Here is a 13,141-nt window from a genome sequence, read left to right as displayed (position 1 = left end):
TTTGATTTCTTGTTGCACACCGTGCCCATGGTAGTCCTGGTCATTCGCTTGTGGTGCGACGAGCAGCGCCGTCGCCAGAACAAAGACTGAGCGCCAACGACATGACGCAGCCTGCCCTTGACCCTTGCCGCTGCCCCTTGTGCGGGCAGCCCAATGCCTGTGCCATGGCCACGCCCAACACCGGTGCTGCAGCGCCCGGGCCGTGCTGGTGCATGCGGGTTCAGTTCAGCGCCGATTTGCTGAAGCAAGTGCCCGAAGCGGCACGCAACAAGGCTTGTATTTGCGCGACCTGCGTGGCGGCATCCGAGCAGCCTCCGCAAGGCCAAAGCCAAGGCGAAATGGCATGAGCCTGGCCCAAGGCCCCCACAGTCTGAAGGCGCTGCAAGCGCGTTATGGCGAGCGGCACCGTTGGTTGCTGCTGCTGTCGGTGATGCTCGGCTCCATGGCGGCGGTGATGTCGTCCACCATCATGAATGTCGCCATTCCCGACATGAGCGCGCACTTTACTTTGGGCCAAAGCCGGGTGCAGTGGGTCACCTCGGGCTTCATGGTGGCCATGACGGTGTCCATGCTGACCACGCCCTGGCTGCTCTCGCGCTACGGTTACCGCCGGGTTTACGAGGTGTGCATGTGGCTGCTGCTCGGCGGCGGTGTGGTGGGTGGCTTTGCCAACGATTTCCCGCTGGTCTTGGCCGCCCGCGTGGCCGAGGGCCTGGCCGCAGGCGTGGTGCAGCCCATCCCCGCCATCATCATCTTGCGTGCTTTTGCATCGGAAGAGCAAGGCCGCGCCAGCGGCCTTTTTGGCATGGGCGTGGTGCTTGCCCCCGCCATTGGCCCCAGCATTGGCGGGGTGCTGGTCGATGTGTTTGGCTGGCGTTCGATCTTTTTCATGGTGGTGCCGCTGGCCATGCTGGCGCTGTGGTTGTCGCGCCGCTATGTGCCCACCTCGGCCCCGGGCGGTGTGCAGGCCGATGCCGACAGCCCGGGCCTCGACTGGGTCGGGCTGGCGCTGGCCAGCGCCTCCACCTTGATGCTGCTCAACGGGCTTGTTCAACTGCGCAGCGACGACAACACCGTGGCTGTGACGCTGCTGGCGCTGGCGGGCATGGGCATGGCGGTGTTTGTGGCGTGGCAGCGGCATTTGCTGAAACCCGGCCGACGCCCTCGCCGTGTGGCCTCGGGCCGCCAAGGCCAGCCCTTGCGCCAGGCCCGGCGTGGCCCGCTCATGAACCTGCAGGTGTTTGGCCACCGCCATTTCGCCATGGGGGCGCTGGTGTCCTTCACCTACGGCATTGCGCTGTTTGGCTCCACGTATTTGCTGCCGGTCTACATGCAGATGGGACTGGGGCTGTCACCTTCCTACATTGGCGCGGCCTTGTTGCCTGCGGGCATTTTGCTGGCCGTGACCATCGCGTCGGTGGGCCGCTTGTCACACCGCATGCCACCCGCCCACTGGGTGAGCTGGGGCTTGGCCTTGCTGGCGCTGTCGTTCGCGCTCATGCCGCTGGTCCACCCGGCGGCGGGCTTGGCGCTGCTGTGGATCTTGGTGATCCTCGGGCGCATTGGTCTGGGCTTTATTTTGCCTTCGCTCAACTTGGGCGCTTTGCGGGGCTTGCCCAAAGACCTGATCCCGCAGGCGTCGAGCGTGATCGGCTTTGTGCGCATGCTGGGCGGCGCAGCAGGCGTGAGCATTTGCGCCATCGTGCTCGAGTGGCGTTTGGCGGTATACGCCTTGGCTTCAAGCAGCCAAGGCAGCGCCGATTTGCGGGCCTTCAACGAGACCTTTGTGTTTCTGGCCAACGTGACCGCGCTGGCTTTGCTGGCCGCTCGGAAAATGACCGGCTCCAACGTGGCCAATGCCAAGGACTGAACCATGTGCCAACTGCTCGGCATGAACTGCAACACCCCCACCGATGTGACTTTCAGTTTCAGCGGCTTTGCCCAGCGCGGCGGCATCACCGACCACCACGGCGACGGCTGGGGCATCGCCTTTTTTGAAGGGCAGGGGGTGCGCCATTTTGTAGACCACCAAAGCGCCAGCACCTCGCCCATTGCCGACCTGATCCGCCGCTACCCGATCAAAAGCCAGAACGTCATTGCGCACATTCGCAAGGCCACGCAGGGCGAAGTGAGCCTGGAAAACTGCCACCCCTTTGTGCGCGAACTGTGGGGCCGCTACTGGGTGTTTGCGCACAACGGCAACTTGGTGGACTACGCACCGCGCCTGCACGGCAGCTTCAAGCCCGTGGGTCAGACCGACAGCGAGCGCGCGTTTTGCTGGCTCATGCAAGAGCTGGCCAAGTCGCACGCCAGCGTACCCAGTGTGCAAGAGCTGTCACTGACGCTGCGCGAGTTGGTGCCGCAGATCGCCCGCTTTGGCACCTTCAACTTCTTGCTGTCCAACGGTCAGGCCTTGTGGGCGCACGCCAGTACCAACCTGCATTACGTGTTGCGCAAGCACCCCTTCAACCGAGCGACCTTGAGCGATGAAGACCTGAGCGTGAACTTTGCCGAGCACACCCGCAAGAGCGACCGGGTGGCGGTGGTGGTGACTGCGCCCTTGACCAGCGACGAGGTTTGGGTGGCCTTTGAGCCGGGGCGCTTGTACACCTTTGAGGGCGGTGATTTGAACCCGTGAGTTGGTAGGGTTAGGTCGGTACCTTCAGGTCCGACATCCGGCGTCATGGTCCTGCGGTTTGTGAAAATATTGCTTCTCAAAAAACCGCATGTCGGACCGTAAAGGCCCGACGGGATGGTGTGTGCTGGTCGTTCAAGCGTTTGGCAGCGCCGCTTCCACCGCATCCATGAACAGTGCGGCCACGTCACAGCCCATTTGGTCGGTGATTTCCTGAAAGCAGGTCGGGCTGGTCACGTTGATCTCGGTGAGGCTGTCGCCAATGATGTCGAGACCCACCAGCGTCAGGCCGCGTGACACAAGAATCGGGCCCAGTGCTTCGGCGATTTCGCGGTCGCGTGTCGATATGGGTTGGGCCACACCCTTGCCGCCTGCGGCCAGGTTGCCGCGCACTTCGCCACCTTGTGGAATGCGGGCCAGGCAAAAAGGCACCGGTTTGCCGCCAATCAGCAGCACGCGCTTGTCACCATGCGCGATGCCGGGCAAGAACTGTTGCACCATCACGGTTTGTGCGCCGCCCTGGTTCAGGGTTTCGATGATCACGCCCAAATTCAGGCCGTCTGCGCCGACCTTGAAAATGCCGGTGCCGCCCATGCCGTCCAGCGGCTTGAGAATGATGTCGCCATGCTGCGCATGGAAGGCGCGGATATCGGCTTCGCTCTTGGTCACCAGCGTGGGCGCAATGAATTGGGGGAACTCCATGATGGCGAGTTTTTCGGGGTGGTTGCGCAAAGCGGCCGGGCTGTTGAAGACCTTGGCACCTTCGCGTTCGGCTTGCCCCAACAGGTGGGTGGCGTAAAAATATTCGCTGTCAAAGGGCGGGTCTTTGCGCATGACCACCGCGTCAAAGTCTTTCAGCGCAGCGCGGTGTGTGCGGGTTTCGGTAAACCATGTTGCGGCATCACCTGTCAGTCGAATTTCGCGCACTTGGGCCGTCACCGACTCGCCTTGTTGCCAACGCACATCGGTCATCTCGCAGGCCGTGACTTGGTGGCCGCGTTTTTGCGCTTCGCGCATCATGGAAAAAGTGGTGTCCTTGTGAATTTTGAAGGACTCGAGGGGATCGGCAACAAAGAGGATGTTCATGAGGTTATTTTAGGGGGCGTGCTTTATGGCCCTTGGGGACGGGGTGAATCGTGTCGGCGGGGTGAACGGTGCTTGCGATTAGGGTGGCGTTGTCCGCGGGTTCAGTGGGTGCGCTTGCCCACCACTTGCAGGCTCTCTGCCTGGCAGCGCACCGAAAGCACTTGGGCTGCGCCCAAGTATTCTCCGTCGGTGGCCAGCGGCACCCCACGGGGGCAGGCGATCTCCAGGGTTTGGTAAGCGCGGGTTTGCACGCGAGGGTGGCTCAAATGCCAGCCCAGCACCAGGCGCGGCAGCATCAGGCAAGCGCCTGCGCGGCTGAACACGCCCGCGACCAGGGCATGGAGTTGGCCATCGTCGAGCCGGGCGTGCGGTACAGCGGGCAGGCCCGAGCCAAAGGTGGGCGTGTTCAAACTCGATGCAAACAAGGCCGGCCCTTGGTTCAGCACGACACCGTCGGCCGTGACCGACAGAGGCCATGTTTGCAATTGAACCAGTTCTTGGAGTGTCGCCCACAGGTAGCGCGGCAAGCCTCTGAGCCAAGGGGGACCATTCATTGCGCGCAGCGCGATGGCCGAATCAAATCCCGTGGTCAGGCTTGACAAAAAAGACGTCTGATGCGAGTTGCCTTGCAGGTCGGTCCAGCGGGCCAAGCCCGTGTCCACGGCATGGGCGGGGGCGTACAAGGCGTGCGCCAAGGCTTGTGGCCATGCCATGCCCATCAGACCCAAGGCGCGGGCGCAGTCGTTGCCGCTGCCCATGGGCACCAAGCCCAGCGTCAAGCGCCGACCCAAGATGGTAGGCAGCCAGCGGTTCAGGGTGCCATCACCGCCCACAGCCACCACCCGGCTGCCTTCAGGCAGGCGGTCCAACAGCTGCAGGCTGTCGCTCAGCTGCGCGGGTGCCGCCAGTTGGCTGTCGGGGGCATGGACGTTCAGCCAGTTTTGCATGGCCGCCATGTGGCCCGCCGCTCGACCACCTTGCGCATGCGGGTTCAGCAAAATCAGCGCCATGCCAGTGCCCGCCTTCTACTGAAAAGCCACTTCGGCAAAGCTGCGCAACTTGCGGCTGTGCAGTTGGGCCGGGCCGGCGGCGCGCAGCAACTCCAAGGCCCGGATGCCAATTTGCAAATGCTGGTTCACCCGTTCACGGTAAAAGTGGTTGGCCATGCCGGGCAGCTTTATTTCGCCGTGCAGCGGTTTGTCGCTCACACACAGCAGCGTGCCGTAGGGCACGCGAAATCTGAAACCGTTGGCGGCAATGGTGGCGCTTTCCATGTCGAGTGCCACGGCGCGGCTTTGGCTAAAGCGCCGCTGCGGCGAGTTGTCGGGCAACAGTTCCCAGTTGCGGTTGTCGGTGCTGGCCACGGTGCCGGTGCGCATGAGGCGCTTGAGGTCTGAGCCTTGGCAGTTGGTGACCTCGGACACCGCACGCTCGAGCGCCAGCTGAATTTCGGCCAATGCCGGAATGGGCACCCAAAGCGGCAGCTCTTCGTCGAGCACATGGTCCTCGCGCACATAGGCGTGGGCCAGCACATAGTCGCCCAGTTGCTGCGTGGTGCGCAGGCCCGCGCAGTGGCCCAGCATCAGCCAGGCGTGCGGGCGCAGCACGGCGATGTGGTCGGTGATGGTTTTGGCATTGGCCGGGCCTACGCCAATGTTGACCATGCTGATGCCGCTGTGGCCTTTGCGCACCAGGTGGTAGCCGGGCATTTGCGGCAGGCGTGGTGGTGTTTGGCCCAGTGCGTCCACTTCTTCGGCTGGCAGGCCCACACGGCGCGTGACCATGTTGCCGGGCTCGACAAAGGCGATGTATTCGCTGTTTGGGTTTTGCATTTCAGTGTGGCCGAGCGCAATGAATTCGTCGATGTAAAACTGGTAGTTGGTGAACAGCACGTAGTTTTGAAACCAGCGCGGCGAGGTGCCGGTGTAGTGGCGCAGGCGTTGCAGCGAATAGTCGATGCGGGGCGCTGTGAACAGCGACAGCGGACGACCATCGGTGGGCGTGGGCGCATGTGTGCCATTGGCAATGCCGTCGTCCATGGCGTTCAGGTCCGGCAGGTCAAATACTTCTCGCATCAGTGCCTGGCGGTCCGGGCTCAGGCTGCCTTCCATGTGTTCATCGTCGGCGAAAGAAAAGTGGATGGGTATTTGCTGGCTGCTGGTGCCGACCTGGAGACTCACGCCGTGGTTTTGCAGCAGCAGCATCAGTTGCTGTCGGATGTAATAGGCGAACAGGTCGGGCCGGGTCAAGGTGGTTTCAAAGCGCCCCGCTTCGGCCACGAAACCATAACTTAACCGGTTGTTCAGCCCCTCGGGCTGGCGTTTGGCGGTGTTGACCTGCACGCGCACAAAGGGGTAAAACGCCCGCACTCGGGTGTCCGCCATGTCCGCGCCCGCTACAAACTCGCGCATGGCCTGGCGCAGGTGGTTCACGCTGTGCTGGTAGATGTGCTGAATCTGCGCCAAGGCGCTGTCGGCGTCGTGGTGTTCGGAAGGTGCAATGAACGGCGGCAGGTGCTGCATGGGGTGTCCTCGGTGTGATCTTGGAGTTTAGTTGCACATGGTCAGAGGGCAGGCCGGGTGCCTTGCTGCCGCTGTTTCAAAATGTTGCTTTGCGAAATGCCAAAACGTTGGGCCGTGAAGGCCCGACTTGCGAGGTATTTGCGGGATGATCAAAAGCGGCTGAGCTTGTTGCCTTGGTGACCCTCGAAACACAGTGAGAAGGGCATGCTGGCGCACAGCCATCGTCAGCGAATGCTGGCCAATCACTTTCAGGAGCCTGTTCATGCGCCAAGCCCGCAAAGTCATCATCACCTGCGCCCCCACGGGGGCCATCCACACGCCTAGCATGTCGCCGCATTTGCCGGTGACGGCCGACGAGATCGCCGACGCGGCGATTGCCGCGGCCGAGGCGGGCGCGGCCATCTTGCACCTGCACGCCCGTGATCCTGCAGACGGCCGTCCCACGCAAGACCCGGCGTTTTTTGTGCCGTTTTTGCAAAAGATCAAAGCCAGCACCAACGCCGTCATCAACCTGACCACCGGCGGTAGCCCGCACATGACGGTGCACGAGCGCATGCAGCCGGCCCTGACCTTCAAGCCCGAGGTGGCGTCGCTCAACATGGGCTCGATGAATTTCGGCTTGTTCCCCATACTCGATCGGTTCCAAAATTTTGAGCACGAGTGGGAGCGTGAGCACCTTGAAAAAAGCCGCGATCTGGTGTTCAAAAATACCTACAAGGACATCGAAACCATCTTGCGCCTGGGCACCGAAAACGGCACCCGCTTTGAGTTCGAGTGTTACGACATCAGCCACCTGTACAACCTGGCGCACTTCCGTGATCGGGGGCTGGTCACGGGGCCGTTGTTCGTGCAGTCGGTGTTCGGCATTTTGGGCGGCATCGGTCCGCACCCAGAAGACCTGATGCACATGCGCCGCACGGCCGACCGCTTGTTTGGCAACGATTACCAGTGGTCGATTTTGGGGGCAGGCAAGGGCCAGATCGCTCTGGCCAGCATCGGCGCGGCCATGGGCTCGAACGTGCGGGTGGGCCTGGAAGACTCGCTGTGGATCGGCCCTGGAAAATTGGCCGAGTCCAGCGCTCAGCAGGTGCAGCGCATCCGAACAGTGCTCGAAGCTCTGAACCTGGAGATCGCCACCCCCGATGAAGCGCGCAGCATGCTGGCGCTCAAGGGCGGGGATCGGGTGAACTTTTAAGGATCACATGTTGCGCCGGTACTGACCACCCACCTCAAACAACGCATTGGTGATCTGACCGAGCGAGCACACCCGCACCGCGTCCATCAGCACTTCAAACACGTTGCCGTTGTCGATCACCGCTTGCTGCAAACGCTTGAGCATGGCCGGTGATTCGGCAGCGTGCAGCGCGTGGAAGTCGTTCAGGCGCTGGAGTTGCGACTGCTTTTCTTCCTCGGTCGAGCGGGCCAGCTCTAGGGTTTCCATGACCTCGTCGCCCTTGGGATTGCGGAAGGTGTTGACGCCGATGATGGGCAGCTCGCCGGTGTGCTTGAGCATCTCGTAGTGCATGGACTCGTCCTGGATCTTGCCGCGCTGGTAGCCGGTTTCCATCGCGCCCAAAACACCGCCGCGTTCGGCGATTTTTTCGAACTCGGCCAGCACGGCCTCTTCCAGCAACTCGGTCAGCTCTTCGATGATGAAGGCGCCTTGGCTCGGGTTCTCGTTTTTTGCCAAGCCCCATTCGCGGTTGATGATCATCTGGATCGCCATGGCGCGGCGCACCGAGTCTTCGGTGGGCGTGGTGATGGCTTCGTCAAACGCGTTGGTGTGCAGGCTGTTGCAGTTGTCGTAGATCGCAATCAGCGCTTGCAGCGTGGTGCGGATGTCGTTGAACTGGATCTCTTGCGCGTGCAATGAGCGGCCCGAAGTCTGGATGTGGTACTTGAGCTTCTGGCTGCGCTCGTTGGCGCCGTACTTCTCTTTCATGGCCACCGCCCAGATGCGGCGTGCCACACGGCCCATGACGGTGTACTCGGGGTCCATGCCGTTGCTGAAGAAGAACGACAGGTTGGGTGCGAAGTCGTCGATGTGCATGCCACGCGCCAAGTACGCTTCCACAAAGGTGAAGCCATTCGACAGCGTGAAGGCCAGCTGGCTGATTGGGTTGGCCCCGGCTTCAGCGATGTGGTAACCGCTGATGGACACCGAGTAAAAGTTGCGCACGTCGTGGTGCACAAAATACTGCGCCACATCCCCCATGACTTTGAGCGAAAACTCGGTGCTGAAAATGCAGGTGTTTTGGCCTTGGTCTTCTTTCAGGATGTCGGCCTGCACCGTGCCGCGCACGTTGGCCAGCACCCAAGCCTTGATCTTGGCGGCCTCGGCCTCAGTGGGTTCGCGGCTGTTATCGGTTTTGAACTTGTCGAGATTTTGATCGATCGCCGTGTTCATGAACATGGCCAAAATCGAGGGCGCAGGGCCGTTGATGGTCATCGACACGCTGGTGGTCGGGTTGCACAGGTCAAAGCCCGAGTACAGCACCTTCATGTCGTCCAGCGTGGCCACGTTCACGCCCGAGTTGCCGATCTTGCCGTAGATGTCGGGGCGCAGGTCAGGGTCGTTGCCGTACAGCGTGACCGAGTCGAAGGCAGTGGACAGGCGCTTGGCGGGCAGGCCTTCGCTGACCAGTTTGAAGCGGCGGTTGGTGCGGAAGGGGTCGCCTTCGCCCGCAAACATGCGGGTGGGGTCTTCGCCCTCGCGCTTGAAGGCAAAGGTGCCTGCGGTGTAGGGGTAGCTGCCGGGCACGTTGTCCAGCATCAACCACTTGAGCACTTCGCCATCGTCTTCGTATTGCGGCAGCGCCACCTTGCGAATCGTTGTGCCTGACAAGGACTTGGTGGTCAGCGCGGTGCGAATCTCTTTGTCGCGGATTTTCACCACGTACTCGTCGCCCGCGTAGGCTTTTTGCAGGTCGGGCCATTGGGCCAGCAGTTTGCGGGCAGTGGGGTCTTGGATTTGTTCGCGCTGCACGGCCAAGTCAATCGCGGCCTCAGCGGCTTTTGGGCGGCCTGATTTGCCCACTTCGAGCATGCGGGCGGCGGCGCGCAGTTGTTGGATTTCGCGGGCCAAGCGGGATTGGTCGACAGCGCGTTTTTTGTAACCGCGCACGGTGTCGCTGATCTCGGCCAGGTAGCGTGTGCGGGCGCCGGGCACCACGGGGTTTTGGTGCGTGCTGTAACGCACGCTGACCACGGGCAGGCGGCCCTCCGTGGTTTTCATGCCCAGCTCGGCCAGGCGCAGCTTGAGCGCTTGGTAGAGCGCGGTCACGCCGTCGTCGTTGAATCGCGCTGCCATGGTGCCAAACACCGGCATCTGCTCGGTGGGAACGGTCCAGGCTTCTTTGTTGCGCTGCACCTGCTTGGCCACGTCGCGCAAGGCGTCAGACGATCCCTTGCGGTCAAACTTGTTGATGGCCACGAACTCGGCAAAGTCGAGCATGTCGATTTTTTCGAGCTGGCTGGCCGCACCGAACTCGGGCGTCATCACGTACATGGGCACGTCCACATGCGGCACGATGGCCGCATCGCCCTGGCCAATGCCCGAAGTCTCGACCACGATCAAGTCAAAGCCTGCCACCTTGCAGGCTGCGACCACGTCGGGCAGGGCGGCTGAAATTTCACTGCCAAAGTCACGCGTGGCCAGCGAGCGCATGAACACGCGTGGGCCTTGTGACCAGGGTGAAATTGCATTCATGCGGATGCGGTCACCCAGCAGAGCGCCACCGCTCTTGCGGCGCGAAGGGTCGATGGAAATCACGGCCACACGCAGCGCATCGCCCTGGTCCAGGCGCAGGCGGCGGATCAATTCATCCGTCAGAGAAGACTTGCCCGCACCGCCAGTGCCGGTGATGCCCAACACGGGCACTTTCTTTGGCGCGGCTTGTTCGCGCACAGCCGCGACCACGCTGGCATCGGCCTTGCCGTTTTCCAAAGCGGTGATCAGCTGCGCCAGGGCGCGCCAGTTCATCTCGCCGTGGCCTTGGATGGCGTCCACAGATTTAGGGGCCAGGGGGCTCACGTCTTGGTCGCAGCGCATGACCATCTCACCAATCATGCCGGCCAAGCCCATCTTTTGGCCGTCTTCGGGGCTGAAGATGCGCACGCCTTGATCGGCCAAGGCTCGGATCTCAGAGGGCACGATCATGCCGCCGCCGCCGCCAAACACTTGGATGTGCTCACCGCCACGGGCTTTGAGCAAATCGACCATGTAGCTGAAGTATTCGTTGTGCCCACCCTGGTACGAGCTGATCGCGATGCCTTGCGCGTCTTCTTGCAGCGCGGCGGTCACCACCTCGTCCACCGAGCGGTTGTGCCCCAGGTGGATCACTTCTGCCCCCATGCTCTGCAAGATACGGCGCATGATGTTGATGGCCGCGTCGTGGCCGTCAAACAGACTGGCGGCGGTGACAAAGCGCACCTTGTTCGTGGGGCGGTATTCGGCCAGGGCTTTGAATTCAGCGGACAAGTCGGTCATGGGGCGTCTCCGTTAGCGGGCGATCTGGATGGCGTTGACGTTGACGTAAACGTCAACCAAAACCCGCATCTTAGCCGCTGCAGCCTGTCCTGTCACTGACACTTTGGTGCGCGGTCTTCAGGCCGGGTCAAAGCTATCATTTGGGCTTGCTTCTGTTGAGCAGACCCTGTTAAACCTTTTGGATGAACACCCCATGACTGCACCAGCACCCACAGCACTTGCTGCCATTCAACCCGCCGCCACTTACGCTGGCGACATTTCGCCAGAGCAGGCCTGGGCCTGGGTGCAGTCGGGCGAGGCCGAACTGGTGGACGTGCGCACCGACGCCGAACGCGCCTGGGTGGGTTTTGTGCCCGGCGCGCACGCCTTGGCCTGGAAACAGTGGCCCGGCATGGCCATGAACCCCGACTTTGACGCGGGCGTGCAAGCGGTGGGTGCGGGCGGCAAAAAACTGGTGCTGCTGTGTCGCAGCGGTGTGCGCTCGATCGCCGCCGCCCAACGTGCCACCGAATTGGGCCTGCAGGCCTACAACATCCTCGAAGGCTTTGAGGGCGACCCGGATGCGCAAGCGCACCGAGGCGTGTCGGGCGGTTGGCGCTTGCGTGGCTTGCCTTGGCAGCAAAATTGAGGTGAGTTTGACTGGGCTGACGGTGTCACCCCGGGCGTGAAGCCGAGGCCCACCTTCAAACGCCAGGCGGGCGGCGGTTGATCATCACTTGGGTGGCCATTTCGTAGGCGTGGGCCAGTTTCAGCAGTGCCAGGTCCCCTTGGGGTTTGCCAATGAGGGCCAGGCCCATGGGCAGGCCGTTTGCGCCAAAGCCTGCAGGCACGCTGATGGATGGCAAGCCCGCAAAGGTGGCGTAAATCACCACCTCCATCCAGCGGTGGTAGGTGTCCATGCTTTGGCCCGCAATGCTTTGTGGCCAGCGCAGCGACACATCAAAGGGCCAGACTTGGGCCGTCGGAATGGCTAACTGTCGAATTTTTCAAACAGCTGCAGCATGCTCATGTAAAAACGCGTGCGGCTGGCGCTGGCGGCCATGAGTTGGGCCCCTGTCAGGTTGAGTGACAGGTCGTGCTCCCACAGCGCCTCGGCTTTGATGTGCGCCCGGTTGACCGGGTTGATGAGGAATGGTGCGATGCGCGGCCCCACCAAAGCCTGCCGCCACACAAGCCAAGCTTGCCAAATTTGCTCAGGTGGCATGCCTAGACGCGCTTCATCAACGGTGCAGCCCATGCCCGAAAAGCTGTTCAGTGCCGATTCGCACACATCCAGAACGCCTTCTTCCATGGGCAGGTAGCCTTGCAGGTTGCCCAGCCAGCCGACGCGCTGGCCCTTCGGGTCCATGTCCAACGTGCCAGCAAACACAGCCGAGTCACCGGTCAGGCTCAAGGGGCTGGACGGATGGGCTCCAGCTTGTGTCGACAGCAGCATGGCCACATCGCGCACATGGCGGCCCATGGGGCCTTCAGTGCCCAGTTGGGCAATGAACACGTCTTGCGCGGGCGACATGGGCACCCGGCCCTGCGACGGGCGCATGCCAAACACATGGTTCCAGCCCGCAGGGTTGCGCAAACTGCCCATGAAGTCCGAACCATCGGCCACGGGCAGCAGGCGCTGGGCCAGTGCCACGGCCGCACCGCCGCTGCTGCCACCCGCCGATTTGCTCGGGTCCCAGGCGTTGCGGGTCGGGCCAAACACTTCGTTGAAGGTGTGTGAGCCCAGGCCAAATTCGGGCGTGTTGGTCTTACCGATCACGATGGCGCCTGCGGCTTTCATGCGCTGGGCCATGAGGCCATCTTCAGAGGCCACAAAGTCTTTCATGAGCGGGCTGCCCAAACTGGTGCGCAGGCCTTGTGCATTGGCCAAATCCTTGATGGCTTGAGGCATGCCGTGCATCCAGCCCATGGACTCGCCTTTCGCCAATTGGGCATCGCGTTCACGCGCCTGTGCCATCAAAAGTTCGGGTTCTTGCAGGCTGACGATGGCGTTGGATTGCGGATTCAGGCGCGCAATGCGCTGGAGGGTGGATTGCATGACTTCCTCGCAAGACACCTGTTTGAGGTGAATGGCGCGGGACAAATCCAGTGCAGAGGAATCAGGGTTGACCATATGGCGAGACGCTTGAGTGGACTTGTATTATGAATTTGTCCACAACACCGTCAAGGCTGCACCCCCATGAACAACCCCTCACACGACCTGACCCAGACACCCGCCCACGCGCTGTTGGCGCTGTACCGCAGCGGCCAGGCCTCGCCGGTGGAGGTGACCCAGGCGGTGCTTGAGCGCATCGAGCGCGTCAACCCCCAAATCAACGCCTTTTGTCTGGTGGACGCGCCAAGCGCGTTGGCCAGTGCCCGCGCCAGTGAAGCGCGCTGGCAAGCGCACCGCCAGCAAGGCACGCCTGT

At 62.1% G+C, this 13,141-nt stretch carries 9 protein-coding genes and 2 pseudogenes; 6 read left to right on the top strand and 5 right to left on the bottom strand.

Going from position 1 to position 13,141, the window contains the following annotated elements; translation table 11 throughout:
- Positions 1-101: 101 nt before the first annotated feature.
- From Q0341_RS12730 to Q0341_RS12720, 3 genes are read left to right on the top strand one after another with little or no spacing between them, the layout of a single operon-like run.
- Positions 102-347: a cysteine-rich CWC family protein gene (locus Q0341_RS12730; protein WP_299513950.1), complete on the top strand. Its 246-nt coding sequence runs from the start codon at positions 102-104 to the stop codon at positions 345-347.
- Positions 344-1,870, top strand: coding sequence for an MFS transporter (locus Q0341_RS12725; RefSeq protein ID WP_299513948.1), 1,527 nt, complete (start codon positions 344-346; stop codon positions 1,868-1,870). Before Q0341_RS12730 ends, Q0341_RS12725 begins: the two co-directional genes overlap by 4 nt.
- 3 nt (positions 1,871-1,873) lie before the next feature.
- Positions 1,874-2,638 (top strand): class II glutamine amidotransferase, encoded by a 765-nt coding sequence (locus Q0341_RS12720; RefSeq protein WP_299513945.1) that lies wholly within the window; start codon positions 1,874-1,876, stop codon positions 2,636-2,638.
- Between the two features lie 132 nt (positions 2,639-2,770).
- Here the strand turns inward: Q0341_RS12720 and gshB are convergent, their stop codons facing one another.
- From gshB to Q0341_RS12705, 3 genes are all read right to left on the bottom strand, one after another.
- A complete protein-coding gene (gene gshB, locus Q0341_RS12715) occupies positions 2,771-3,721 on the bottom strand; it encodes a glutathione synthase (protein ID WP_299513943.1) in 951 nt (316 codons plus the stop codon).
- A 101-nt stretch (positions 3,722-3,822) separates the two neighbouring features.
- Positions 3,823-4,731, bottom strand: coding sequence for a diacylglycerol kinase family protein (locus tag Q0341_RS12710; RefSeq protein WP_299513941.1), 909 nt, complete (start codon positions 4,729-4,731; stop codon positions 3,823-3,825).
- A gap of 15 nt (positions 4,732-4,746) precedes the next feature.
- The gene (locus Q0341_RS12705; protein WP_299513939.1) at positions 4,747-6,243 is read right to left on the bottom strand and encodes an AMP nucleosidase; all 1,497 of its coding nucleotides are present in this window, start codon (positions 6,241-6,243) and stop codon (positions 4,747-4,749) included.
- A 262-nt stretch (positions 6,244-6,505) separates the two neighbouring features.
- Here Q0341_RS12705 and Q0341_RS12700 point away from each other — a divergent pair, with 262 nt between their 5' ends.
- Positions 6,506-7,438: a 3-keto-5-aminohexanoate cleavage protein gene (locus Q0341_RS12700; protein WP_299513937.1), complete on the top strand. Its 933-nt coding sequence runs from the start codon at positions 6,506-6,508 to the stop codon at positions 7,436-7,438.
- A gap of 3 nt (positions 7,439-7,441) precedes the next feature.
- Here the strand turns inward: Q0341_RS12700 and icmF are convergent, their stop codons facing one another.
- A complete protein-coding gene (gene icmF, locus Q0341_RS12695; protein WP_299513935.1) occupies positions 7,442-10,732 on the bottom strand; it encodes a fused isobutyryl-CoA mutase/GTPase IcmF in 3,291 nt (1,096 codons plus the stop codon).
- A 193-nt stretch (positions 10,733-10,925) separates the two neighbouring features.
- Between icmF and Q0341_RS12690 the strand changes: the two genes are divergently transcribed.
- A complete protein-coding gene (locus Q0341_RS12690; RefSeq protein WP_299513933.1) occupies positions 10,926-11,360 on the top strand; it encodes a rhodanese-like domain-containing protein in 435 nt (144 codons plus the stop codon).
- 55 nt (positions 11,361-11,415) lie between these two features.
- Here Q0341_RS12690 and Q0341_RS12685 read toward each other — a convergent pair.
- Positions 11,416-12,845, bottom strand: a pseudogene (locus Q0341_RS12685) (amidase).
- Positions 12,846-12,911: 66 nt separating this feature from the next.
- On the opposite strand from Q0341_RS12685, the pseudogene Q0341_RS12680 reads away from it, so the two are divergent.
- Positions 12,912-13,141, top strand: a pseudogene (locus Q0341_RS12680) (amidase family protein); the annotation flags it as partial.

Origin of the sequence: uncultured Limnohabitans sp., assembly GCF_937889215.1 — a bacterium.
Lineage (GTDB): Bacteria > Pseudomonadota > Gammaproteobacteria > Burkholderiales > Burkholderiaceae_C > Limnohabitans_A.
This window is presented reverse-complemented; position numbering and strand designations above follow the sequence as displayed.

Bases quoted from the DNA above. Each gene is read 5' to 3' on its own strand.
- Q0341_RS12720 (WP_299513945.1), top strand. From the start codon at position 1,874: ATGTGCCAACTGCTCGGCATGAACTGCAACACCCCCACCGATGTGACT.
- Q0341_RS12710 (WP_299513941.1), bottom strand. From the start codon at position 4,731: ATGGCGCTGATTTTGCTGAACCCGCATGCGCAAGGTGGTCGAGCGGCG.
- icmF (WP_299513935.1), bottom strand. From the start codon at position 10,732: ATGACCGACTTGTCCGCTGAATTCAAAGCCCTGGCCGAATACCGCCCC.
- Q0341_RS12725 (WP_299513948.1), top strand. From the start codon at position 344: ATGAGCCTGGCCCAAGGCCCCCACAGTCTGAAGGCGCTGCAAGCGCGT.
- gshB (WP_299513943.1), bottom strand. From the start codon at position 3,721: ATGAACATCCTCTTTGTTGCCGATCCCCTCGAGTCCTTCAAAATTCAC.
- Q0341_RS12705 (WP_299513939.1), bottom strand. From the start codon at position 6,243: ATGCAGCACCTGCCGCCGTTCATTGCACCTTCCGAACACCACGACGCC.
- Q0341_RS12730 (WP_299513950.1), top strand. From the start codon at position 102: ATGACGCAGCCTGCCCTTGACCCTTGCCGCTGCCCCTTGTGCGGGCAG.
- Q0341_RS12700 (WP_299513937.1), top strand. From the start codon at position 6,506: ATGCGCCAAGCCCGCAAAGTCATCATCACCTGCGCCCCCACGGGGGCC.
- Q0341_RS12690 (WP_299513933.1), top strand. From the start codon at position 10,926: ATGACTGCACCAGCACCCACAGCACTTGCTGCCATTCAACCCGCCGCC.